General features: G+C 69.0%; 24 protein-coding genes. 6 read left to right on the top strand and 18 right to left on the bottom strand.

The features are described 5' to 3' along the window. Positions 1-2: 2 nt before the first annotated feature. A complete protein-coding gene (locus tag ACIBLA_RS02285; RefSeq protein WP_399197541.1) occupies positions 3-2,294 on the bottom strand; it encodes a transglycosylase domain-containing protein in 2,292 nt (763 codons plus the stop codon). 282 nt (positions 2,295-2,576) lie between these two features. On the opposite strand from ACIBLA_RS02285, the gene ACIBLA_RS02280 reads away from it, so the two are divergent. Genes ACIBLA_RS02280 through ACIBLA_RS02270 form a run of 3 tightly spaced genes read left to right on the top strand, consistent with a single transcriptional unit; the run spans position 2,577 to position 4,341 of the window. Beyond that, the gene (locus tag ACIBLA_RS02280) at positions 2,577-3,512 is read left to right on the top strand and encodes an SPFH domain-containing protein (protein ID WP_363241736.1); all 936 of its coding nucleotides are present in this window, start codon (positions 2,577-2,579) and stop codon (positions 3,510-3,512) included. Then, positions 3,509-3,772, top strand: a complete 264-nt coding sequence (locus tag ACIBLA_RS02275; protein WP_399197540.1) for a hypothetical protein — start codon at positions 3,509-3,511, stop codon at positions 3,770-3,772. Before ACIBLA_RS02280 ends, ACIBLA_RS02275 begins: the two co-directional genes overlap by 4 nt. Before the next feature lie 20 nt (positions 3,773-3,792). Beyond that, positions 3,793-4,341, top strand: coding sequence for a carboxymuconolactone decarboxylase family protein (locus ACIBLA_RS02270; RefSeq protein WP_399197539.1), 549 nt, complete (start codon positions 3,793-3,795; stop codon positions 4,339-4,341). A gap of 15 nt (positions 4,342-4,356) precedes the next feature. On the opposite strand, the gene ACIBLA_RS02265 is transcribed toward ACIBLA_RS02270, so the two are convergent. From ACIBLA_RS02265 to ACIBLA_RS02245, 5 genes are all read right to left on the bottom strand, one after another. Continuing rightward, the gene (locus tag ACIBLA_RS02265; protein ID WP_399197538.1) at positions 4,357-5,172 is read right to left on the bottom strand and encodes a hypothetical protein; all 816 of its coding nucleotides are present in this window, start codon (positions 5,170-5,172) and stop codon (positions 4,357-4,359) included. Then, positions 5,169-6,551, bottom strand: coding sequence for an AI-2E family transporter (locus tag ACIBLA_RS02260; protein ID WP_399197537.1), 1,383 nt, complete (start codon positions 6,549-6,551; stop codon positions 5,169-5,171). The genes ACIBLA_RS02265 and ACIBLA_RS02260 overlap by 4 nt, the downstream gene beginning before the upstream one ends. A 115-nt stretch (positions 6,552-6,666) precedes the next feature. After that, entirely contained in the window at positions 6,667-7,365 is a 699-nt protein-coding gene (locus tag ACIBLA_RS02255; protein ID WP_363241742.1) for a transglycosylase SLT domain-containing protein, read from the bottom strand. Between the two features lie 393 nt (positions 7,366-7,758). Next, the gene (locus ACIBLA_RS02250) at positions 7,759-9,075 is read right to left on the bottom strand and encodes a PhoH family protein (protein ID WP_363241743.1); all 1,317 of its coding nucleotides are present in this window, start codon (positions 9,073-9,075) and stop codon (positions 7,759-7,761) included. A gap of 480 nt (positions 9,076-9,555) precedes the next feature. Beyond that, complete coding sequence (locus ACIBLA_RS02245) at positions 9,556-10,320, bottom strand: isoprenyl transferase (RefSeq protein ID WP_363241744.1); 765 nt, start codon at positions 10,318-10,320, stop codon at positions 9,556-9,558. 193 nt (positions 10,321-10,513) lie between these two features. Here ACIBLA_RS02245 and mgrA point away from each other — a divergent pair, with 193 nt between their 5' ends. Continuing rightward, entirely contained in the window at positions 10,514-11,551 is a 1,038-nt protein-coding gene (gene mgrA, locus ACIBLA_RS02240; RefSeq protein ID WP_363241746.1) for an L-glyceraldehyde 3-phosphate reductase, read from the top strand. Between the two features lie 305 nt (positions 11,552-11,856). Here the strand turns inward: mgrA and ACIBLA_RS02235 are convergent, their stop codons facing one another. Beyond that, positions 11,857-12,216 (bottom strand): winged helix-turn-helix transcriptional regulator, encoded by a 360-nt coding sequence (locus tag ACIBLA_RS02235; RefSeq protein WP_399197536.1) that lies wholly within the window; start codon positions 12,214-12,216, stop codon positions 11,857-11,859. Between the two features lie 133 nt (positions 12,217-12,349). On the opposite strand from ACIBLA_RS02235, the gene ACIBLA_RS02230 reads away from it, so the two are divergent. Beyond that, entirely contained in the window at positions 12,350-13,567 is a 1,218-nt protein-coding gene (locus tag ACIBLA_RS02230; RefSeq protein WP_399197535.1) for a winged helix DNA-binding domain-containing protein, read from the top strand. Positions 13,568-13,583: 16 nt separating this feature from the next. On the opposite strand, the gene ACIBLA_RS02225 is transcribed toward ACIBLA_RS02230, so the two are convergent. Together ACIBLA_RS02225 and ACIBLA_RS02220 are read right to left on the bottom strand one after the other, a co-directional pair. Next, positions 13,584-14,345 (bottom strand): class I SAM-dependent methyltransferase, encoded by a 762-nt coding sequence (locus ACIBLA_RS02225; protein ID WP_363241750.1) that lies wholly within the window; start codon positions 14,343-14,345, stop codon positions 13,584-13,586. A gap of 65 nt (positions 14,346-14,410) precedes the next feature. After that, positions 14,411-15,355, bottom strand: a complete 945-nt coding sequence (locus ACIBLA_RS02220) for a prepilin peptidase (RefSeq protein ID WP_399197534.1) — start codon at positions 15,353-15,355, stop codon at positions 14,411-14,413. A 125-nt stretch (positions 15,356-15,480) separates the two neighbouring features. Here ACIBLA_RS02220 and ACIBLA_RS02215 point away from each other — a divergent pair, with 125 nt between their 5' ends. Beyond that, positions 15,481-15,849, top strand: coding sequence for a DUF192 domain-containing protein (locus ACIBLA_RS02215; RefSeq protein ID WP_399197533.1), 369 nt, complete (start codon positions 15,481-15,483; stop codon positions 15,847-15,849). Between the two features lie 17 nt (positions 15,850-15,866). On the opposite strand, the gene ACIBLA_RS02210 is transcribed toward ACIBLA_RS02215, so the two are convergent. From ACIBLA_RS02210 to ACIBLA_RS02170, 9 genes are all read right to left on the bottom strand, one after another. Beyond that, positions 15,867-16,670: a hypothetical protein gene (locus ACIBLA_RS02210; protein ID WP_363241753.1), complete on the bottom strand. Its 804-nt coding sequence runs from the start codon at positions 16,668-16,670 to the stop codon at positions 15,867-15,869. A gap of 105 nt (positions 16,671-16,775) precedes the next feature. Continuing rightward, on the bottom strand, positions 16,776-17,147 hold the full coding sequence (locus ACIBLA_RS02205) for a hypothetical protein (protein WP_399197532.1): 372 nt from the start codon (positions 17,145-17,147) through the stop codon (positions 16,776-16,778). Then, positions 17,144-17,536: a hypothetical protein gene (locus tag ACIBLA_RS02200; protein ID WP_363241755.1), complete on the bottom strand. Its 393-nt coding sequence runs from the start codon at positions 17,534-17,536 to the stop codon at positions 17,144-17,146. Before ACIBLA_RS02200 ends, ACIBLA_RS02205 begins: the two co-directional genes overlap by 4 nt. Further along, positions 17,536-19,158, bottom strand: a complete 1,623-nt coding sequence (locus ACIBLA_RS02195; protein WP_399197531.1) for a Hint domain-containing protein — start codon at positions 19,156-19,158, stop codon at positions 17,536-17,538. Before ACIBLA_RS02195 ends, ACIBLA_RS02200 begins: the two co-directional genes overlap by 1 nt. A gap of 142 nt (positions 19,159-19,300) precedes the next feature. Beyond that, on the bottom strand, positions 19,301-19,693 hold the full coding sequence (locus tag ACIBLA_RS02190) for a hypothetical protein (RefSeq protein ID WP_363246926.1): 393 nt from the start codon (positions 19,691-19,693) through the stop codon (positions 19,301-19,303). After that, positions 19,693-21,171 carry a polymorphic toxin-type HINT domain-containing protein gene (locus tag ACIBLA_RS02185; protein ID WP_399197530.1) on the bottom strand — a complete coding sequence of 493 codons (1,479 nt, stop codon included), beginning with the start codon at positions 21,169-21,171 and terminating at the stop codon, positions 19,693-19,695. Before ACIBLA_RS02185 ends, ACIBLA_RS02190 begins: the two co-directional genes overlap by 1 nt. A 219-nt stretch (positions 21,172-21,390) precedes the next feature. Further along, the gene (locus ACIBLA_RS02180) at positions 21,391-21,630 is read right to left on the bottom strand and encodes a hypothetical protein (protein ID WP_363244607.1); all 240 of its coding nucleotides are present in this window, start codon (positions 21,628-21,630) and stop codon (positions 21,391-21,393) included. A gap of 286 nt (positions 21,631-21,916) precedes the next feature. Continuing rightward, entirely contained in the window at positions 21,917-22,582 is a 666-nt protein-coding gene (locus ACIBLA_RS02175) for an OmpA family protein (RefSeq protein ID WP_363244606.1), read from the bottom strand. Beyond that, on the bottom strand, positions 22,582-23,163 hold the full coding sequence (locus ACIBLA_RS02170; protein ID WP_399197529.1) for a hypothetical protein: 582 nt from the start codon (positions 23,161-23,163) through the stop codon (positions 22,582-22,584). The genes ACIBLA_RS02175 and ACIBLA_RS02170 overlap by 1 nt, the downstream gene beginning before the upstream one ends. Between the last annotated feature and the right edge of the window lie 30 nt (positions 23,164-23,193).

Raw genomic sequence — 23,193 nt, 5'->3', positions numbered from 1 at the left:
GCTCAGCCGGTGAAGCCGGGTGGCCGCAGGGCGCCGCCGCTCCCGCCATCGCTGCCACCGCCGGCGGTGGCCCCGCCCGAGGACCCCGTACCGCCGCTGTCGATGCCCCCGTCGGTGCCGGCGGTGTCTCCACCGCCGCCTCCGGAGTCGGCGCCCGGCTCCGTCGGCGGGGCGGGAGGCTCGCTGGTCGGCGGTGGCTCGGAGGGCGGCGGGTCGCTCCCGGTGTCGCTCGGGTCCGGCTCGGGCGGCGGCGTGTTCGACTCCTCGGGGGCCGACGGCTCCTCGGTGGGAGACGGCGGGGGCTCGGGCGGCCGGTAGGCGGGCTCGGCGAGATCGAGGTCGAAAGCGGCGTCGGAGCCGCCGTTCAGCGCGCCCAGCGTGTAGTCGGCCCAGATCTTGGCGGGGAAGCCGCCACCGTTGGCGCGGCCCGAGTTGGCCGTGCCGGTGAGGGTGACCTGGCCGCCGCCCTCCTTCGGCGACTCGCCGAACAGGGCGACCACCGTGCTCAGTTCGGGCGTGTAGCCGGCGAACCACGCCGACTTGTTGTTCTCCGACGTACCGGTCTTGCCCGCCGCCTCGTACGCGTCGGTGTTCGCCTCGTGCCCGGAGCCGTTCTTCACGACGCCGGTGAGGGCCGAGGTGACGGTGTCGGCGGACTCGCGGCTGATGGCCTGGTCGCCGATCGGCTCGGGCAGGTCGACGCTGCGGTCCTTGTGCTGGGCGGATTTCAGGATGGTCGGTGTGACCTTCTCGCCGTGGTTGTCGAGCGTCGCGTACACGCCGGCCATGTCCCAGGTGGAGGCCTGCATGGTGCCCAGCGTGATCGCGGGCCGCTCGGGGAAGTTCTTGTCCCGCATGCCCATATCGAGCGCGGTCTTCTTCACCTTGTCCGGGCCGACGTCGACGACCATCTGCGCGAAGACCGCGTTGACGGAGTCGTTGGCCGCCTCCTGGACGGTGATGTCCCCGTAGTCCCGGTCGTCCTCGTTCTGCGGCGCGAAGGGGGTGTCGCTGCCGACGACCGGGCGCTTGCTCGTGCCGTCGTAGACCGTCCTGAGGCCGATCGTCTCGCCGTCCTGCGTCTTCGACTCGTTCTCCAGCGCCGAGGCGAACACGATGGGCTTGAAGGTCGACGCGGGCTGGTAGTCGGTGCGCGTGGCGTTGTTGATCCAGTGCTCGGTGGCGCCGACCCCGCCGTAGAGCGCGACCACCGCGCCGGTCTTCGGGTCCACGGAGGTGGCGCCCGCCTGCACGGTCGCGTCGATCTTGTTCTTCTTCCGGTCGAGCTTGGACTCCAGTTGCTTGTCGACCGCGCCGACGAGTTCCTTCTGCCGCTTCTTGTCGATGCTGAGCGTGATCGTCCAGCCGCCCGCGGCGATGTCGGCCTTGTCGACGCCCTGCCGCTCCAGCTCGCTGTTGGCGGCCTCGATGAGATAGCCGGCCTGTCCCTCGGCGCCGGGGGCGGGCTTGGGCTTCTGCGGAACGGGGAACTTCAGGCCGCCGCGCTCGTCGGCGCCGAGCCAGTTCTGCTCGACCATGTTGTCGAGGACGTAGTTCCAGCGCTCGGTGACGCGCTTCCGGCCGGCCTCCGAGGCCTGGGTCCAGTCGTACTGGTTGGGGGCCTGGAGCAGCGCCGCCAGATACGCGCCCTGCGCGACGCTCAGCTTGGTCGCGTCCACGCCGTAGTAGGCCTGCGCCGCCGCCTGGATGCCGTACGCGCCCCGCCCGTAGTAGCTGGTGTTCATGTAACCGGCGAGGATGTCGTTCTTGCTCATCCGCTGGTCGACCTTGAGCGAGATCACCAGCTCCTTGAGCTTGCGGGTGACCGTCTGGTCCTGGTTGAGGTAGTAGTTCTTCACATACTGCTGGGTGATGGTCGAACCACCCTGCTTGCCCTTGCCCGAGAGGGTGTTCATCAGGCCGCGGGCCGTGCCCTTGATGTCGACGCCGGAGTCCTTGTAGAAGGACTTGTTCTCGGCGGCGACGAAGGCCCGCTGGACGTCCTTGGGGACCTTCTCCAGACCGACTATCTCCCGGTTGATCTCGCCGGTCCGCGCCAGGACCGTGCCGTCGCTGTACTTGTAGACGTTGCTCTGCATCTCGGCCTGCGCGTTGGCCGTCGGTACCGGGACCAGGAAATAGATCACGACGAACGCGCCCATGCCGAGCAGACACAGCCCGAAGAACGTACCGAGCAGCTTCCTCAGCGTGAAGAAGCCACGTATGCCGCCGGTCTTCCTTTTCGCCCGGCGCGCTGCACGCTGCCGGGCCTGTCGCGCTTCCGCTCGGCCCATCGCTCAGTCGCTCCGCTCTCGGGTCCGGTCCCTGTTCTCTGATCTCGGTTCTCGGCTCGCCGGGCTTCGTCCACTTGTCCCAGTTGCCGGAATCAGCTCAAAAAGCTAACACCGCCCCCTGTGACAAAGGGTCTCGATCCGGTCGTATCCGACGTGACAATCAGCACCTGTCTCAGAGAAACCGACTCACGAGAGGCGTCGAGGGTTGCGAAGGGCATTAATGTGTAATCACAATGCTAGCTACGCCGAGTGGCGTGACAGTACGAGAAACGGGGACCAGCCATGCCTGCGACCAGCACTCCAGTGGTGGACGACCTGCCCGAGATGCCCGCACCACGCGTCACCGAATTCCAGGCCACCAGCATCGGCGGAGGCCTCGCGCTGCTCCTCGGGCTGATCGGCCTGATCGGTGGGGTCGCACTGATCGTCGGTGGCGCCGCCCTCACTTCGACCGGTGCGAAGGCCGCCCTGATCGTGATCGGCATCCTGCTCGCGATCACCGCGTTCTTCGCGATGTGCGGACTGAACATGGTCGCGCCGGGCGAGGCCCGCGTCGTCCAGCTGTTCGGGCGCTACCGCGGCACGATCCGCGTCGACGGCCTGCGCTGGGTGAACCCGCTCACCTCGCGGACGAAGATCTCGACCCGCGTACGGAACCACGAGACCGCCGTCCTCAAGGTCAACGACGCCTACGGCAATCCGATCGAGCTGGCGGCGGTCGTCGTCTGGCGGGTCGAGGACACCGCGCAGGCCCTCTTCGAGGTGGACGACTTCCTGGAGTTCGTCTCCACCCAGACCGAGGCCGCCGTCCGGCACATCGCGATCGAGTACCCGTACGACGCCCACGACGAGGACGGTCTCTCGCTGCGCGGCAACGCCGAGGAGATCACCGAGAAGCTCGCCGTCGAGCTGCACGCACGGGTCGAGGCCGCCGGTGTGCACATCATCGAGTCCCGCTTCACCCATCTCGCGTACGCTCCGGAGATCGCCTCGGCGATGCTCCAGCGCCAGCAGGCCGGCGCGGTCGTGGCGGCACGCCGGCTGATCGTGGACGGCGCCGTCGGGATGGTCGAGGCGGCCCTCACACGGCTGACCGAGCAGGACATCGTCGAGCTGGACTCCGAGCGGAAAGCGGCGATGGTCAGCAATCTTCTGGTCGTGCTCTGCGGTGACCGGGCCGCGCAGCCGGTCGTGAACACGGGCACCCTCTACCAGTGACGGAACGCAAGCAGGTACTCCTGCGTCTGGACCCGGCGGTGTACGACGCCCTGGCACGATGGGCGTCCGACGAACTGCGCAGCGCCAACGCGCAGATCGAGTTCCTGCTCCGCCGGGCCCTGGCGGAGGGAGGCCGGCTGCCGGGCAACGCGAAGCCGATCCCCCGCCGGGGCAGACCGCCGAAGGTCCCGGAGCCTCCGGCACAGCCCGCGGACGGACCCGCCACCCCCAACGACCAGGACCAGGACCACGCCCCGTAAGCCCTGCCCAGGAGAGCCCGATGTCACTCGACGCGCTGAAGGCCGCCGTTCCCGACTACGCGAAGGACCTGCGCCGCAATCTCGACGCGGTGGTCGAGCACAGCGGACTCTCCCAACAGCGGCTCTGGGGCACGGTGCTGGCCTGCGCGATCGCCGCACGCTCGGCGCGCGTGCTGCGCGAACTGGCGCCCGAGGCCAGGGCCCGGCTCTCCGCCGACGCGTACACGGCGGCCAAGTCGGCCGCGGCCGTCATGGCGGTGAACAACGTCTTCCACCGCACCCGGCATCTGCTGTCCGACCCCGCGTACGGAGAGCTGCGCACGGGCCTGCGGATGACGGCCCTCGGTCATCCGGGGGTCCCGAAGGCCGACTTCGAGTTCTGGTCGTTCGCGGTCTCCGCGATCAACGCCTGCGGTCTCTGCCTCGACGCGCACGAACGCGCGCTCAGAGGGCTGGAGGAGGACCGAGAGACGATCCAGGAGGCCATCAGGATCGCGGCCGTGATCCAGTCCTTGGGGACGACGCTCGACGCCGAGGCCGTCATGGACGGTCTCGGCGACACCCCCTGAGGCCGGACGCCCCGGTCACTCCTTCCTGAGCCGGTCCATCAGCGCCAGCATGTCCTCGACCATGGCGGGTTCCAGCCCGCCCAGATGGAGCACTTCCTCCTGGTCGACGTCGAACTGGGGATCCAGCGGGTCGGAGTCGTCGTAGTCGACGACCTGGCCCACGGAGAGCGAGAGCACCGCCTGTCCGTCGAGGACTTCCAGCGCCGGATTGTCCCCGCCCGACTGGCTCAACAGATAGGCGCGCTCCCCCACTCCGGGGACGAGCTTCAAGGTCTCCGCCCCCGACCCCTGGTCGGCCGGGTGGATCAGGGACGCGTCGAACTGCGGCCCCGGATCGGTCTTCTTGTGCAGCGTGTACGTGATCTCGGCGTACGCCCGCACACTCGGCCCCGGATGGCCCTTGGCTCCCGGCGCCCGCTTCGGTGCGAGGCTGACCGTGCACACGGCCTGGTCGAGCGCCTTGTCCTCGCCCGTCGCGGCGAACGGCTCCCGCTTCTCGCCCACGGCGGCGCTGAGCGCCGACAGGTCGGCGTCCAGGCACAGGTTGCGGCTGACCCGGTAGCCCTGGAGGTCCGGTCCCGCCCGGTCGTACGCCCACAGGCCGCCCGCCCACACCGCGGACGTCACCAGCACACCGGTCAGTCCCCACACCCACGGGCGCTGCCGCAGCGGCGCGCCCCGGATCAGGGGACGGCCGTCGGCGCCCATCGTCTCCGGCTCCGACTCCGGATCCGGCTCCTGCTCGCGCTCCGGGACTCCGGGCTGCCCAGGAATTCTCGGTGCCGGCACCGGCGCCGGTGGCTCGCCCTCCAGTTCCGGTTCGGAGATCATTCCTTCCCGCTCCGGGTCTCAGCGGGCGGCGCGTCGGAGCCCGGTGCGGCCGGGCCGTCGGCGGGAGGCGCGGTCGGCGGCTTGGCGCCCGGCGCGGGCGTCGGGGCGATCGTGTGCGCCGTCGCGCCGTGCGGCCCCGGACCGCCGCGCGGCGTCCGCTCCTGGCTGTACGCGCGGAGGTAGCCGACGACGGTGTTCGTGACCGCGACCAGCGGCACCGCGACGACCGCTCCGGCGATACCGGCGACGAGTCCGCCCGTCGCGACCGCGAGGACGACGGCCAGCGGATGCACGCGCACCGCCCGGCCGAGGATGAACGGCTGGAGGATGTGGCCCTCGATCTGCTGCACGGCGAGGACGACGATCAGCACCATCAGCGCCGTGAACACGTCCTGGGTGACCAGCGCGACGACCACGGCGAGCGCTCCCGAGATCACCGCGCCGACGAGCGGGATGAACGCGCCGAGGAAGATGAAGACCGCCAGCGGCACCGCCAGCGGGACATCGAGGAAGTAGAGCCCGAGACCGATGAAGACCGCGTCGATCAGCGCGACTATCAACGTGCCGCGCACATACGCCGTGAGCGTGCGCCAGGCGCGCGGTCCGGCCCCGGCGAGTCCCGGACGCGCCGCCGCGGGCGCCAGTTTGAGCGACCACTGCCAGATCCGCTTCCCGTCGTACAGCAGGAAGAGGGTGGAGAACACGGCGAGCAGGATGCCCGTCAGCAGCTCGACCACCACGGTGACGCCCTGGATGCCGGCGGAGGTGATCTCCTCGGTGTTGGTGCCGATGGCGTTGCTGAGGCTCTTGGCGAGGTCGTTGATCTGCTGCTCGGTCACATGGAAGGGGCTGTTGAGCAGCCAGCGCTTCAGCTCCTCGATGCCGTCGGTGACCCGGTCGGAGAGCACGTCGATGTTCTCGACGACCTGCCACACGACGAACCAGCCTATGAGGCCCATGACGACGAAGCCCGCGATGGCCGTGACCGCGGTGGCCAGTCCGCGCGGCAGGCCCCACTTCTTGAGCCTGGCGACGGTGGGCTGAAGGAGCGCGGTGACGAGGAGCGCCGCGACGAAGGCCATCACCACGAGCTGTACGGCGCTGATGATCTTCATCAACACCCAGAGCATGCCCGCCAGTACGAGCAGCCGCCAGGCGGCCTCGGCGGCGACCCGCATGCCCCACGGAATGGCGGCGACGGGCTCCGGTTTGGCCGCGACGCTGGGCGCGTAGTCCGGCGGGGGCGGCACACTGTCCCGTCCCGAACCGTTCGCCGGCGTCTCGTCCGCCTTGGCCTCGGCCCGGCGTTCCCCCAACCGCTCCCCCAGCTCGGTCAGTTCGGCCCCGACCCGGCCGAGCCACCCCGGCAGTTTCGACATGCTTTGATCCTTCTTCCCCCAAGTCGTACTGCCTGACGGTACACGCGCAAAGCCCCTCACCGTAGGACGGTGAGGGGCTTCACAAGGTTGAGCGCAGGCGGAGGAAAAGACCGGCCTAGTACCAGTTGTTGGCCTGCCAGAACGACCAGGCGCCACACGGGCTTCCGTAGCGGTCGTTCATGTAGTTCAGGCCCCACTTGATCTGGGTGGCCGGGTTGGTCTGCCAGTCGGCTCCGGCGGACGCCATCTTGGAGCCGGGCAGCGCCTGGACCAGGCCGTACGCACCCGACGACGGGTTCTGCGCCTTGTAGTTCCAGGTGGACTCGTGGTCCACGATGTTGCTGAAGCACTGGTACTGGTCGCCAGGGATCATCTGGCGGGCCATCGCCTGGACTTCGGCGACGGAGTACGAACTCTGCACCTCGAAGTCGGAGGAGTCGCGGGCCTCGTCGCGGCTGGCGCGCTCCTCGGCCAGCTTGGCCTCGCGCTCCTGCTCGGCCTTGTCCTCGGCGGCTTCCTTCTTCGCCTTGGCGTCCTTGGCGGCCTGCATACGAGCCGATTCCTCGGCGGACTTCTTCGCTGCCACGTCGGCGGCATTGGCCTGCGCGTCGGCCTGCTGCGTCAACGACGCGGTCTGGACCTGGGCGTGCTGACCCGCGGGGATGTCTGCGAGGAGCGTCGTGTCAGCTGCGGTCGCCTCGAAATTGTCGTCCGAGGTCTGGGGAGTGCCCGAAGCGACTCCCACGACTGCGCCGACGGTGGTGACCGCTGTAGCTGATGCCACGGCGAATCCCCGGACCGAGATCCGGCTCACACGTTTTCCTTCCAGCAGCGTCCGTGTACGTGACCTCACGGATGCAATCGTGCCCCTGGCACTGGTCTCCGTACCGCACGTCACGGGAGACACGGGCCCGGTCGGCAACTCCCATGGTGGAAGCACCGGATGAAGCGCGGGCGGCATACGACGTCAAGTGTGGAGTTGTGGTGGTGCCGCATCCCTGAAGATGCACGTGTGTCGTATGCGGGGCCTGACGGAAGCAAGACTCTGCCGGACGCCGACACCGCAAGGCAATTCTTCGTTGCGTGGGATAGCTCACACCCCGTTTGCCATACCAGATTCACGGAAATGGCGGCGCGCCAAGGCGCCGCCCGGCTAGGCTCTTGCGGCCTTTCCGGGCGGCGCCAACTGCCGCATTCAGGCGGAGAACTAGCCTTCCTCCAGCATTTCGGTCACGAGCGCGGCGATCGGCGAGCGCTCGGAGCGGTTCAGGGTGACATGCGCGAAGAGCGGATGGCCCTTGAGCTTCTCGACGACGGCGACGACCCCGTCGTACCTGCCCACCCGCAAGTTGTCGCGCTGCGCCACGTCATGGGTCAGCACCACACGGGAGTTGGCACCGATACGGGAGAGAACGGTCAGCAGAACGTTCCGCTCCAGCGACTGGGCCTCGTCGACGATGACGAACGCGTCGTGCAGCGAACGTCCGCGGATGTGCGTGAGGGGCAGCACTTCGAGCATGCCGCGACCCAGCACCTCCTCGATCACCTCCCGGCCGGCGACGGCCGACAGGGTGTCGAAGACCGCCTGCGCCCACGGGCTCATCTTCTCGGCCTCGGTGCCCGGCAGATAGCCCAGCTCCTGCCCGCCGACCGCGTACAGCGGCCGGAAGACCATCACCTTCTTGTGCTGACGGCGCTCCAGGACCGCCTCCAGGCCCGCGCAGAGGGCCAGCGCCGACTTGCCCGTGCCCGCGCGCCCGCCCATCGAGACGATGCCGATGTCCGGGTCCTGGAGCAGTTCGAGCGCGATGCGCTGCTCGGCGCTGCGGCCGTGGATCCCGAAGGACTCCCGGTCGCCCCGGACGAGCTTCACGTTGCCCTCGGGCGTGATGCGGCCGAGCGCCTTGCCGCGGTCGGACTGGAGGACCAGTCCGGTGTGCACGGGCAGCTCGGTCAGCTCCGGCACGTACAGCGTCTCCTCGGAGAAGAGGAGATCCACCTGCTCGGCCGAGAGCGCCATCTCGCTCATCCCGGTCCAGCCCGAGTCGGTGATGGCCAGCTCGGCGCGGTACTCCTCGGCGAGCAGTCCGACCGACGACGCCTTGATGCGCAGCGGCAGGTCCTTGGAGACGACGGTGACGTCGTACCCCTCCGCCTGGAGATTGCGCGCCACCGCGAGAATCCGCGAGTCGTTGTCCCCCAATCGGAAGCCGGCGGGAAGCACGCCGGGATCGGAGTGGTTGAGCTCGACGCGCAGCGTGCCGCCCAGGTCGCCCAGCGGGATGGGGGCGTCGAGGCGGCCGTACCGGATTCGGTGGTCGTCGAGCAGGCGCAGGGCCTGCCGGGCGAAGTAGCCGAGTTCCGGATGGTGCCTCTTGGCCTCCAATTCCGTGATCACCACGATCGGCAGCACGACCTCGTGCTCGTCGAAGCGGGACATGGCGTTCGGATCGGCCAGCAGGACGCTGGTGTCGAGAACATAGGTGCGCCTGTCGGGCATGCGGCGCTTTGTGCTGGTCACCACGGAAGGACGTACCCCCTCGGACGAGGTCGGGATGCGACGGCGTCACGGGCTGTGGTCGCCCGGCCGGGCCGTGCTCTGGAAGTCCCGCCTGCCCCGCGCTGCGGGCGGACGGCGCTACTTCCGGAGCACGGCCTGGCGGCGGACGGCGGACCGGACTCGGGCCCAAGTGCGCGGGCCGAGGACCGGCCCTCCACGGCGCCCGTACGCGTCACCGTACGATCGTCCTGGTGCAAAGGGCCTCCCGGGCGGACGGCTGGGCCGACCGCTGAGATTCGACGTCCGCCGTCATCACTGACGGTTCTGCTCGGACGCCGACCTGTGGAGAGGTATTCCCTCGAACACGCGCCGCCATGCCACGGCATATGACGGACACCGCGTGAACCTCAGGTGACGGGACGGCCGGGCGGCCCGTGAAGGCGGCTCCGCGGGGTGTCCGGGGGGATTCCGGGGAGGGGTATCGGAAGGCTTACGGGGACGGGCTCAGGCGCCGTAGCGGCGGTGCCGTGCCGCGTAGTCGCGCAGTGCTCGCAGAAAGTCGACTTTGCGGAAAGCCGGCCAGAAGACTTCGCAGAAGTAATACTCCGAATGGGCGCTCTGCCAGAGCATGAAGCCCGACAGACGCGTCTCTCCGCTCGTCCTGATGACCAGGTCGGGGTCGGGCTGGCCGCGGGTGTAGAGGTGCGAGGCGATCAGGTCCGTGTCGACTATCTCGGCCAGCTCCTCGAACGAGGTGCCCTTGCTCGCGTGGTCCAGCAGCATGGAGCGGACGGCGTCGGCGATCTCCTGCCGGCCGCCGTAGCCGACGGCGACATTCACCAGTATTCCGGTGTTGCCGTCCGTGGCCTGCTCGGCCTCCTTGAGGACGGTCTGCATACGGGCGGGCAGCAGGTCCATCGTGCCGACGTGGTGGACGCGCCAGCGGCCGTCGGCGGCGAGGTCGCGCACGGCGTTCTCGATGATGCCGAGGAGGGGAAGCAGCTCGTTGTCCGCGCGCCCGAGGTTGTCCGTGGACAGCAGCCACAGGGTGACCACATCGACGTCCGTCTCGTCGCACCAGCCGAGCAGCTCCTGGATCTTGCTGGCGCCGGCCTTGTGGCCCTGTTCGCTGGTGCCGCCGGAGGCCTTGGCCCAGCGGCGGTTCCCGTCGAGAACGACGCCGATGTGCTTGGGCAGCACCTGGGTGTGATCGAGGCGCCTTTCCACCCGGCGTGCGTAGAGCCCGTACACCAGGTCGCGCAAGTTCACTGAGTTCACCTCTCGATTTCTGATGGGGACGGCCCGCCGGGCGGACCGCGGGGCCGCCCTTCCACCGCAGGGAGGGCCGTCCGCGACGAAAGAACAGGGGGACCGCCCATGGCACCCGAAGCGGCCACATTACTGCGCGGGCGGCACGACGGCCCAACCCGGTCTGTCACAAGTCCGTGATAGGCAAGGAGTCGTGACTGAATTCCCCTCTTTCCTCGCAGCCGGCGACCGGTACGACTCGATGGAGTACCGGCGCAGCGGACGCAGCGGTCTGAAGCTGCCCGCCCTTTCCCTCGGCCTCTGGCACAACTTCGGCGACGACCGGACCCTCGACTCGCAGCGCGCCATCCTGCGCCGCGCCTTCGACCTGGGCGTCACACACTTCGACCTGGCGAACAACTACGGTCCCCCGGCGGGGTCGGCCGAGTTGAATTTCGGCAAGATCTTCGCGCAGGACTTCCGGGCCTACCGTGACGAGTTGATCATTTCGACCAAGGCCGGATATCTGATGCATCCCGGCCCTTACGGGGAGTGGGGATCCCGCAAATACCTGACGTCGTCGCTGGACGCCTCCCTGAAGCGGATGGGCCTCGACTACGTCGACATCTTCTACTCGCACCGCTTCGACCCGCACACGCCTCTTGAGGAGACGATGGGCGCGCTGGCGTCCGCGGTGAAGCAGGGCAAGGCGCTGTACGTAGGTGTGTCGTCGTACAAGGCGGAGCAGACCGCCGAGGCGGCCCGGCTGTTGAAGGAGATGGGCGTTCCCGCTCTCATCCACCAGCCCTCGTACTCGATGATCAACCGCTGGATCGAGGACGACGGTCTGCTCGACACCCTGGAGTCGGCCGGCATGGGCTGCATCTCCTTCGTACCGCTGGCGCAGGGCCTGCTCACCAACAAGTACCTGAAGGGGATTCCGGAAGGGTCGCGGGCCACGCAGGGCAAGTCCCTGGACCCGGATCTGCTGTCGGACGAGGTCGTGCGGAGGCTGAACGGGCTCAACGACATCGCGCGGGGGCGCGGTCAGTCGCTGGCGCAGCTGGCGATCAACTGGGTGCTGCGCGACGAGCGGATGACGTCGGCGCTGATCGGCGCGTCGAGCGTGAAGCAGTTGGAGGAGAACGTCGCGGCGCTGTCCGGTGCGACGCTGTCGGCCGACGAGTTGAAGGAGATCGACACGTTCGCTGTGGACACCGAGGGCACCAACATCTGGGCCGGGCGGGGCTGAAAACGGAGCTGGACGTGATGCGGAGATAAAAACGGGCCGGTCCGTGGGGGGGATACGGACCGGCCCGAGGGGGGGTTTCCACCATAACCCTTCGTAAGTGGTGCTGGGTGCCACGTGTGACCGTCGCTACGCTCCGGAGTTGCTGGATTGGTGCGGCCAACACGTGAAAGGCCCTGAACAGCGGGGCTGAACGCGTTGTTGCCGTCCGTCGATTGGCGAGAAGTCGCCACCCGATGGGAGTACGTCGGCGGGGGTGTGGGGAGGGGCGCCGGCTTGACGGATCAGCGGGGCGGGCGGATCGCCGTTCAGGCGGCGGACGCCTTCTCCTTGTTCGCGACGATGACGTCCATATTGATGTGGCCCCACTCTCCGAGCGGAACCAGCGCCTCGTTCAGTGCCTTCCCCAGCTCGGTGAGGGAGTACTCGACGCGCGGCGGCACCTCCTTGTAGACCTCGCGCCGCACGACGCTGTCGGACTCCAGCTCGCGCAGCTGCTGGATGAGCACCTTCTCGCTCACCCCGTCGATGGACCGCCGCAGTTCACCGAAGCGCACCACGCCTCCGGCACCCAACGCCCACAGGATCATCGGCTTCCACTTGCCGCCGACGACGGCGACCGCCGCGTCGAGACCGCAGCTGAAGGGGTTTCCGGGCTGTCGCGTCACTGCCAACTCCTCGCCAGACAACGATACTTACCCCTGTGGCAGTACTCCGTCACGGGGCAGTGTACGAGAAGAGGCGGACCAAGCGGCCCCTCGCGGACGGGAACTGTCCTCAATGACTCCTAGGGTCGGCCGTATGACGACGAAGAACACCGAGTCCCGGTCCGAGACCAGGTCCGAGTCCGAGTCCCTGAGCGGCGGCGTGACCTGGGCGGCGGCCAACGCCCGCCGACTGGCCCGGCAGGGGCTCACCGCGCCCTCGGACGGCGGCCCCGCCGCCGTCGCCGGTGCCATGGTCGGCGCCCACGCGCAGGTCCTCTCGGCGGCCGAACTGTCGGTGGCGCTGCGGCTGGACGGCGGCGCGACGCGCGAGACCGTGCGGACCGCGCTGTGGGCGGACGGCAGCCTGGTCAAGACGTTCGGGCCGCGCGGCACCGTACATCTGCTGCCGTCGGCCGACCTGCCGCTGTGGACGGGCGCGCTCTCCGCACTGCCCGCCGGGCGCAACGCCATGCCCGACGGCGTACGGATGACCGAGGACGAGACGGACCAGGTCGTCGCCGCGATCGCCGACGCGCTGGCGGACGACGACCTCACCGTGGACGAACTGACCGAGGAGATCGTGGCGCGCACGGGTCCGTGGGCCGGGGACCGGGTGATGGACGCGTTCCAGACGAAGTGGCCGCGCTGGCGGCAGATGACCCACACGGCGGCGCACCGCGGCGCGCTCTGCTTCGGTCCCAACCGGGGGCGGAAGGTCACGTACACCAATCCGCACCGGCTGCTGCCGGGATTCACCCCGCTGGAGGGCCGGGCGGCGCTGGCCGGGCTCGTGGAGCGCTATCTGTACGCGTACGGCCCTGCCTCCCCGCAGCACTTCGCCAAGTGGGCCACCGCGCCGGTGAATTGGGCCAGGGAGCTGTTCGACACGCTCGCCGCCGAGGGGCGGACCGAGGAGGTCCGCTACGAGGGCGGTCCGGCGTGGGTGGTGGCGGGCGACACGGACTTCCCGACGGAGCCGGCGGCCCCGGGCGTACGGCTCCTCCCCTACTTCGACGCCTTCACCATCGCCTCCCAGCCCCGCGAACGGCTTTTCGCGGGCGCGGCGTACGAGCGGGCGCTCGGCGGCGGGCAGGCCGGGAACTTCCCCGTGCTGCTGATCGACGGGGTCGTCGCCGGGGTGTGGCACCAGCGCCGTTCCGGGAAGTGGCTCGACGTGACGGTGGAGCCGCTGGGCACGCTGACCGCCGCGCACCGCACGGCACTTGGCGAACAGGTGGAGCGGACGGGCGAGATCCTTCAGGGCACACCACGGCTGACGGTCGGGCCGGTGTCGGTCGGCCCGCACGCGTAGGACGCCGCCCCAGGGTTCAGGAGGGCTGCTTGGTCGCCTCGATCAGGAAGCGGGTCGTCGTGGCCACGAAGGGGCCGTCCGTCTCGATACGGCGGTGCAGGGCGGCGAGTTGGTCGCGGTACCGGTCCACGGTGAAACCGGGCACCATCCAGATCACCTTCCGCAGGAAGTAGACGACGGCGCCGATGTCGTGGAACTCGGTGCGCAGCGACGCCGTTCGCAGATCCACCACGTCGAGTCCGGCGGCTTCGGCCGCCGCCCTGGCCCGTTCGGGGTCGCGGGCGGCGCGGCTCTCGGGCGGCTGCGGGCCCAGGAAGTACTCGACCAGTTCGAAGACGCTGGCCGGGCCGACCTCCTGGGAGAAGTAGATGCCGCCCGGTCGCAGCACGCGGGCGATCTCGGACCACCACGCCCGCACCGGGTGGCGGCTGACGACCAGGTCGAACGCCGCGTCCGCGAAGGGCAGCGGCGGCTCGTCGCGGTCCGCCACGACGGCCACGCCGAGCGGGTGCAGGAGGGCGGTGGCGCGGGCGGCGTTCGGCGGCCAGCCTTCGGTGGCCACGGTGGGCGTCGGCAGCTTCCGTACGGAGGCGAGGACTTCACCCCCGCCGGTCTGGATGTCGAGGGCGGCGGTGGCGCGGCCCATCCGCTCGGCCATGGAACGGGCGTAGCCCCACGGGGGCCGCTCCTCCGTCGCCCGCCCGTCGAGCCAGGAGAAGTCCCAGCCGTCGACGGAGACGGCTTCGGCCTCGGCGATCAGGTCGTCAAAGGTGGACATGACCGGATGGTCGCAGGCGCGTCGCGGGAGCCGCGAACGTATTTCGCCGCCCGTCCGCCTCCCGGTCAGGCGGCGGCGAGCGCGCCGAGCAGCACGCCGAGCAGCGCCCCGGCGATCATGAAAGGACCGAAGGGGATCGCGGACTTGCGGTTCGCCCGGCGCAGGATCATCAGCCCCAGTCCGTACAGCGACCCGAGCAGGAACCCGGCGAACGCGCCGACGAACAGCACGAGCCAGCCGTACCAGCCGAGCACGACACCGAGCGAGAGCGCGAGCTTGACGTCACCGAAGCCCATGCCGTTCGGGTTGATCAGGAACAGGACGAAGTAGCAGGCGCCGAGCACGAGTCCGCCCAGGAGTGCGGTCGACCAGGAGCCGCCGTCGTGCGGGAGGAGCGCGGCGATCCCAAGCAGGGCGGCGGCGGCCAGCGCGAGCGGCAGGGTCAGCTGGTCGGGGAGGCGGTGCACGTTGCGGTCGATGAGCGCGAGCAGTACGGCGAAGGGGGCGAGCAGCAGCCAGACGGCGAGTTCGGGTCGGGGGCCGGTGGCGGCGGCGAGCGCGGCGCAGGCGAGGGCGGTGATGACGACGACGGGGACGGAGGGGGTGTAGCGCGCGCCGCGCAGGACGGGCTGAGGGGCGGCGGGGGCGTCAGGGGTGTCGGCTTCCGCATCCGGTGCCGTCGTGGCTTCGTCGGTACGGGGAAGCGCGGCCTCGCCGGCCTCGGCACGGCCCACGGACACGGTGGTGGCGGTGGAGGTCGTTGCCGCGGGGTCCGTGTGCCCTGCCGTCGCGTTGCCGGTGGGCGTCGCCGCGCCGCCCGCCGCCGCGCAGGTCGCACAACCGGCCCTCCCGAGCCAGCCCTTGGCGGGCCCGGTGATCGGGTGCCCGGCCTGGCAGCTGTCGCGGTACGGCTCCTCCGGCTCCACGGAGAGCCGGTACGCGGCGCGCGGCAGGAGAAATCCGGTGGCTGAGCCCCAGAGGACGGCGACAACGATCAGCGTGGCGTACACAGGACCGACCTTAGAGGGGACCGCCGCGCGGGTCATAGGTCCTGGGGCCCATATCCGGCTGCCCTGGACCCAGATCGAGCCTCCTCCGCCGCAAGGCGCGCGTGGGGGTCGTAAGGTCTGGCGCCATGGGGAAATGGCAGAACGGCAAGGGCAGGCTGACGGTCGAGGGCCGGGACGAGCCGGTGGAGCTGGAGGTCGCGGCGTCGTACGGCGCGCGGCGGCGCGGGCTGCTCGGGCGGACCGGGCTCGACGGGGCGCTGCTGATCACGCCGTGCAACAGTGTGCACACGTTCCGGATGGGCTTCACGATCGATGTGGCCTATCTGGACAAGGAGTTGAAGGTCGTCGACGTCCACACCCTGAAGCCCGGCCGACTCCCGCTGCCCCGGCTGCGAGCCCGGCATGTGCTGGAGGCGGAGGCGGGAGCGATGGAACGGTGGGGCCTGCGACCGGGTGTGCGGCTGAGCGTGGACGTGGACGCGTCGTCCCGGTAGGCCGCAGCGGTTGACCGCTACTTGAGCTTCGCCGCCTGCGTCGCGAGCAGGATCGGCGGGATCTCCGGGGTCTTGGCCCCCTCGAAGTTCGCGGTGTAGAAGGTCGCGACCGTGCCGCCCACGCGTACGACATGGAACACCAGCGGCACCGGATCGCCCTCGAAGTCGCCCGTCACCTGGTACGCCAGGGCGTCGTCGCCCGCCTTGGGGGCGTCGATCCGCTGCACGGCCGAGTACGTCGACGGGCTTCCCGCTCCGCTGCCCTTGAAGCCGTCCTCGCAGGACTTGACCGCGTCGTTCAGCCTGTTGAGCAACGTGGTGGCGCCCTGTGTCCCGTGGGTGGTGAGGAATTCGGAGATGGCGGGCCGGCCGGTCTTCGCGCCGACGAGCTGGCGGTAGACGGCCGCCGACGCCTCAGGCTCGGGCTTGCCGTTGATCATCGCGGTCAGCGGGGCGCACGCGGGGTCGTCGGCGGTCTCGCCCTGTGCGGGCGGCGCGTCCATCGGGCCGACCGTGAACGTCGACACGTCGCCGGTGGCCAGCACCGCCGTGTCCAGTTCGGCCTTGGTCAACTCCTTGCCGCCACCGGCGCCGACGCCCTTCACGTCGGGGTCGACCGTCTTCGGCTGCTCCTCCAGGGCCGGCGGCTCCGAGACCTGACCGGGGTCCTTCGGGTCCTTCAGATCCGTCGTGGCACTGGCGGCGGCGTCCGGCTTCTTCGGCTTGTCGGCGTCGTCGCCGCCGTCCCCGCCGCCGCAGGCGGTGGTGAGCCCCAGCACGAGCGCGGCCAGGGCGGCGACCGTGCCGGTCCGCCGTGACATACCCGCAGTACGCGTCCTCATCGGAATCCCCCGTCGCTCTCTGCGTCCACTGGCTGGTACCGAACGCTAACAGCGGCTCGCGCCGCCTCACATGGGTCCATGGACCTATCCCGCCGCGGCGACGCCGCGGCGCAGGCCGAGGGCCACGCCCGCCGCGTTCTCGCGGAAGAAGCCGACCTGCTCCATGAAGGCACGCTCCGAGGGGACCATGGCCAGGAGCGTCGTCAACAGCGCGTGTGCGGCACGCAGTTGGGCCTCCGTCGCGGGCAGGGACAGGGAGTGGTCCGGGTCGTGCTCGACGGTGAACAGCGCCGCCAGTCCCGTACCGCCCTCCCCCAGCACGAACCGCCGCTGCTCCGCGTCGGGAACCAGCGCGCCGAACGCCTCCGCTGCGCGGCGCAGCAGTTCGAGCTGTGAAGGGGTGAGGCGCACTTCCAGTCCGCTGCCGGTACGGCTGACCGGTACCCGGTTCCTCATACCGGCAGCCCCGAGCGCAGCAGACCCGAGCGCAGGACAAGCGCCATCCCGAGGACGCTCTCGCGGAAGTCCCCGACCCGCTCGACGAACTCCTCCTCGGCCCAGTTGACGGTCGGCAGCGACGTGAGGATCCCGTACACCGCGTGGAGCTGCGCGAACGTCAGCCGCACCGGTCCAGGCACCACGTCGTCGTACGACGCGTCCAGTTGGAGCGGCTCCGCCAGCGCGATGTCCTCACCGCCGGTGACCAGTGCCCGGACGGCCGCGGACTCCTCCTGGTACGAGAAGACGAGGACCGCCCGGCGCAGCAGATGGAACTGACGGTCGTCCACCATCAGGACATACTGTCCGTTCTCCCGGCCGCGCCGGATCTCCACCTCGGTGATCATCAGTTGCGCTTCGCTCCCTTGCTGTAAATACGGTCGAACTCCGCACGGGACATTTTGTAGCCGTGGATCATCGTGCCGTTCTTGAGGATCACGACGCCCTTCTCGTCATCGTAGAGAGCGTCCGACTGGGAATTCGGCCGCGACGGGTCCGGCGGCCGGGCGTCGTGGTGGGTGAATTCCTTGTCCTTGAACTTCGCGAAGTACTCGGCCATCTTCGTCGGATCGCCATTCGTGCCCGGAATGATGTGGTCGTCGGCGTTCTTCTTCCGCTTCGCGGCCTCCTCGGGAGTCTCGCCCTCCACCGGCTGGTCCTTGGACTTGATGCGCTTGACGTTGTAGTCCACACCGTCCGCGATGTCGGCGCCGTAGTCCTTGTCGATCTGCTCGTGCTTCTTGTCCGTGATGCCGTAGTCCGGATCCTCGTCGTAGTCCGGGTTGTCGCACGGGTCGTTGTTGTGGACGAGGGCTTCCTGGGCGCCGACACCCACGTAGTACGTGTGGATGCCCTCGACGGACAGGTCGTACGTGGTCTGCCGCTTGGTGTACCGGTCGGCGTCCAGGACCTGGAGCGCCCCGCCGGCGGGCGTACGGAACGTCGCGCCCGGCCGGATGTCACCGGCGTCCGCCCAGCGCCGCTGGTCGCTCAGCCAGAACGGGTGGGTGTCGGTGGCCGTGAGGACCGCGGTGCCCGAGCCGGAGCGGACCGTCAGCCGGGTGAAGTCCTTGTCGTCGTACGTGGTGATGGTGCGGACGACACGACGGGCGGTGGTCAGACCACTGGACGGCTCGGTGACGGTGACCCACTGGCCGGTCCGTACGGTCTCGATCGGGATGCGACGCCCGTCGGCGAGCAGCACCGGTGTACCGGGCAGGAAGCTGTGGTTGGCCGGGCAGGCGTCCGGCTTGTTGTCCTTGGGTTTGTCCTTGTTCTCCTGGTCGAGTTTCTTCTTCGCGTCGGCGAGTTTGTCCTCCGCGTCGTCGACACGTTTACGGTTCTTGATCAGGCCCTTGAGACCGTCATACAGGTCCCCGCCGTGCTTCTTGAGCTTCTTGACCAGCTCAACGGCCTTCTTCCACTTCCACGGAGCGCCGTACTTCGCCGCCAACTTCCCCACCGCACCACCGACGATGCTGAGCAGCACATTGATCAGAGTCTCCGTGCAGGCGCCCATGTCGCCCTTGGTGATGCAGTCCAGCGCATCCGTGATGCCCAGCTCATCGGCAAGGATCTTCGCAAGCTCCTTCGCCGCTTCCTTCGCCTTGTCGCTGTCACTCTTCTCAGCCGCCTGAGCGTCCTGCAACTCCTTCAGCGCGGCCTCGTAGTCCAACTCCGCCTGCGACTTCCCACCACCGTCATCGCCGGCGTCGGAAGCGGAGTCCTCGGTACCACCGGGCGGGAGTTCCTCACCACCCTCATCGCCCTCGTCATCGGCGACCGTGTCACTGCCCCCACCGCAGTTGCCACCACCGGTGATCTTGCAGACCTGCGTACTGATCCCATCAGCCAGCGCCGGCCCCACCCCCGTACCCACCAACGCACCCACGATCGCCGCCACCACGACAACCAGGCCCACATACTCGATCGCCCCCTGACCACGCTGCGACCAACGCAACGCACCCAACAACCGAACGTCGGTACGCGGCAGAATCCCCCTGCGCAACCTGTGCCGTAGAAGACGCACGACCCACTCCCCCCCCAGAACGTCGGCCTCTGTTCATAAGGGACTCGGGAATGGGCCGTGCAGTTCCCGTGGGAACGTAACGTCAGGCGTCGCTCGGAGTGCCCCCGTAATACGGTCTGACGGTCCGTCCGAGCTTCCGCTGGATCGACCGCAGCGATTTGATCGTCGCCTCGTCGCTGCGCCCGGTGGTCGTCGACCACTCGAAGCCGGTACCCACCAAGTCGCTCACGAACACGATCTCGACGGCGAGCAGAATCCGCGCCCAGTCGACCGGGGCGAGAGGCACGTCGTCGGCGAGCGCGCGCCGCAGCCGGGGGCACTGGTCGAGCAGGTCGCGCTCGCTCTCGAACCCCATGCCGACGGCGAGTTGGTCGCCGCAGCGGGCGGGGCCACCCCATTCCAGGAGGGCCCGCCGCAGCAGCGCGATCTCGTCCTCGGCGAGCAGTGCGCTCGCCGCCACTTCGCTTCCGGACATCAGTCGAGCCCCGCCCAGTAGTCTTCCAGCGATCCCGGGTCACGGCGGAAGATGGTCCCGCCGTCCGGGTGCATCGGGTCATGAATCACGATGGTCGTGCCGTCCTTGCCGAGGTATGCCTTCCGACCGCTGCCGAGGGGCTTGGTCCGCGACGGATTCTTCATGACGTCGGTGGCCAGCTCGCCGAGTTCCTTCGCCGAAACGCCGGGGAAATCCTTCGCGTGCTTGCTGTCCGCGTGCCCGTTGGCGATGTCGCCGGCGTCTTCGAGCCGCTCCTCGTCGGTGCACCAGTCGTTGTTGTGCACCAGGACCGGTGTGTCACCGGTGACGACATAGTACGTGTGGATGCCGTTGATGGTGAGGTCGTGCGTGGTCTGCCGCTTGGTGTACCGGTCAACGGCCGTGACCTGCACGGATGTTCCGGCGGGCGTACGCAGGTCGTCCCCGGCGGTGATGTCACCGGCGTCCGCCCAGCGGCCCTGGTCCGTCAGCCAGAAGGGGTGTGTGTCGGTCGCCGTCAGTACGTCGGTGCCGGAGTCCGTGAGGACTGTCAGGCGCGTGAAGTCCTTGTCGTCGTACGTGGTGATGGTCCGCTCGACGGCGCGGGCCTGCGTGCGACCGCTCTCCGGATCGGTGGCGACGACGCGCATGCCGACTCGGAGCTTGTCGATCGCCATACGCCGACCGTCGGCGAGCAGTACCGGCGTACCGGGCAGGAAGCTGTGCTTGACGGCGCAGGACTCCGGCTTGTCCTCCGGTTTGTCGCCGTCCTTGGGTTTGTCCTTGTTCTCCTGGTCGAGTCTCTTCTTCGCGTCGGCGAGTTTGTCCTCCGCGTCGTCGACACGTTTACGGTTCTTGATCAGGCCCTTGAGACCGTCATACAGGTCCCCGCCGTGCTTCTTGAGCTTCTTGACCAGCTCAACGGCCTTCTTCCACTTCCACGGAGCGCCGTACTTCGCCGCCAACTTCCCCACCGCACCACCGACGATGCTGAGCAGCACATTGATCAGAGTCTCCGTGCAGGCGCCCATGTCGCCCTTGGTGATGCAGTCCAGCGCATCCGTGATGCCCAGCTCATCGGCAAGGATCTTCGCAAGCTCCTTCGCCGCTTCCTTCGCCTTGTCGCTGTCACTCTTCTCAGCCGCCTGAGCGTCCTGCAACTCCTTCAGCGCGGCCTCGTAATCCAGCTCCGCCTGCGACTTCCCACCACCGTCGCCACCCTCGCGACCGTCCGAGGCTGGATCGTCCGCACCGCCCTGGTCGTCCGCGTCGTCCGCGTCGTCCTCGGCGACCGTGTCACTGCCACCACCGCAGTTGCCACCGCCAGTGATCTTGCAGACCTGCGTACTGATCCCATCAGCCAGCGCCGGCCCCACCCCCGTACCCACCAACGCACCCACGATCGCCGCCACCACGACAACCAGGCCCACATACTCGATCGCCCCCTGACCACGCTGCGACCAACGCAACGCACCCAACAACCGAACGTCGGTACGCGGCAGAACCCGCCTCGCTCGACGACGGATCTGACGAACCCGACGTACTACCCCCGATGACAACATACGCGCGACAGTACGACTCCGACTCGGCTCGGGTCATGGGCCCCAGGGCCCAACAAGGGCTCATAGCACAAGAGAAGACCCGCCGTCATGGGATCACCCATGTCGGCGGGCCTGCTCTGCGGAGATCGTGGGGGGTTACTCTCCGCCGCCAAGGATCTCGTCCACGGTGTTCGAAAGGCCCTCGGAGATCGACTCGTCGACGCCCGAGCCGACGATCGCGGCGATGATCAGCGCGACCAGGACGATGACGCCGACGTACTCGACCGCGCCCTGGCCCTTGTCGCTGCGGCGCTTCAGGGCGGTGACGGCGGTGTTGGCCCAGGTGCCGACGTAGAGCTTGGCGTTGGTGGCGGCCTTCAGCGTGATGTTCGACATGAGATTTCCCCCTGGTGTGACGGCCGGCCGACAACCGGCCGACTCGTACGAATCCTTGGTGTCACTCGCGCTTCCGGCTTCCTCCTGGCCGGACTCGCTGGCGACATGAGAAACATACGGCGCCACCGGACCCCCCGGCATGGGCCCCAAGGCCCAACTCCGGGCCCAACCGGCCGATTGGGCCCTGGCTTCCTGTACGGCGGCGGCCCGCGACAACAGCACGGCCGGTGTCGCAGGAGACTTCCCTGCGACACCGGCCGTGAGGTTGCGGCACGGGAGCGGTGGATCAGCTCTGGGAGCTGTCCGCCTCACCGCGCGGGAAGGAGATCTCCACGCGGCGGTTCTTCTTGCGGCCTTCTTCGTTGCTGTTGTCGGCGATCGGGTACTGCTCGCCGTAACCCCGGATCTCGTACGTGATGCCGGCGGCGGTCAGCTCCTTCTCCAGGACTCCGTGCACGGCTTCCGCGCGCTGCTTGGAGAGGACGTCGCCGTGGGCGGACGAACCCAGGTTGTCGGTGAAGCCGAAGACGCGGACCTTCTTGGCGCCCTGCTTCTCGATCTCATCGGCCACCGCGGCGATACGGGCGTTCGCGGCGCTGGAGAGCTTCGCGCTGTCCTTGCCGAAGAGAACCTCGGACTGGAGGGCGAACTTCACCGTCTCGCTGGTGTCCTCGCGGCGCTCCTCGCCTCCCTCCGACTCGACGACCGAGATGATGGGAAGCACCCTCGCCTCGGCGAGCGTCGCGCCGTCCCGGAGCTTGAGACCTGAGGACTCGCCGTTGACCTCGGGCGGCGGTGACGTCGCTTCGGTGCCGGGCGGGGTGCTCGGCGCCTCGTCGGCGGACGCGCCCGTGGCCATCGTGAACTGCACGCTGGTGAACAGGACAGCCGCGGCGATGGCGGTGGCCGCGGGCCGGGCGTACGCCCGGCTCCTGCGTGCGGTCGCAGCCATCACGAGATCTCAATCGTCGCGGCGGGCATGGCGGGCATCAGGAAATCGACCTGTGTGGTGCTCTCCGGCGGCGCCGGGAACTGAGCGAAGACGCCGATGCTCTCGTTGGCCTTCAGGGAGGAGATGCCCGTCGTGGTCAGCGGATAGCCTTCGGTGTCCCGCAGCACGAAGTAGCGCTTCTTCTCCTGCTTGTCCACCAGCGTCAGGCCCGCCAGCGACCTGCCGGTCCGCCGGACCTGACTCTCGTCGCCGTTCCAGGAGATCGGGGCGCCCACGCGATCGTCCGTGGTGTTCTTGAGCGTCCCGGTCACCGTCAGGAACCCGTCGTCGTCACGGACGGCGGTGTGCACGACCAGTTGGATGCCGTCGTTGCCGTTGATGGTGGCAAGGGTCTGGCTGGTGTCCGGCACCATGCTGCCGCCACCGCCGTCCTTGGGCTTGTCCCCGCTCGGGGCGGACGACGACGAGCCGTCGTCCTTCGCGCCGTCGTCGCCGCTGCCACAAGCTGTCAGAGACACGGTCAGCGCCAGTGCCGCGAGGGCGCAACCCGCGGCCCTCCGGGCCTTCGTTCCATGCCGCATATTCATCAGTGTTGATCCTTTGCGTTCACT

It is taken from the genome of Streptomyces sp. NPDC050433 (assembly GCF_044458565.1).
Taxonomy (GTDB): Bacteria; Actinomycetota; Actinomycetes; order Streptomycetales; family Streptomycetaceae; genus Streptomyces.
This window is presented reverse-complemented; position numbering and strand designations above follow the sequence as displayed.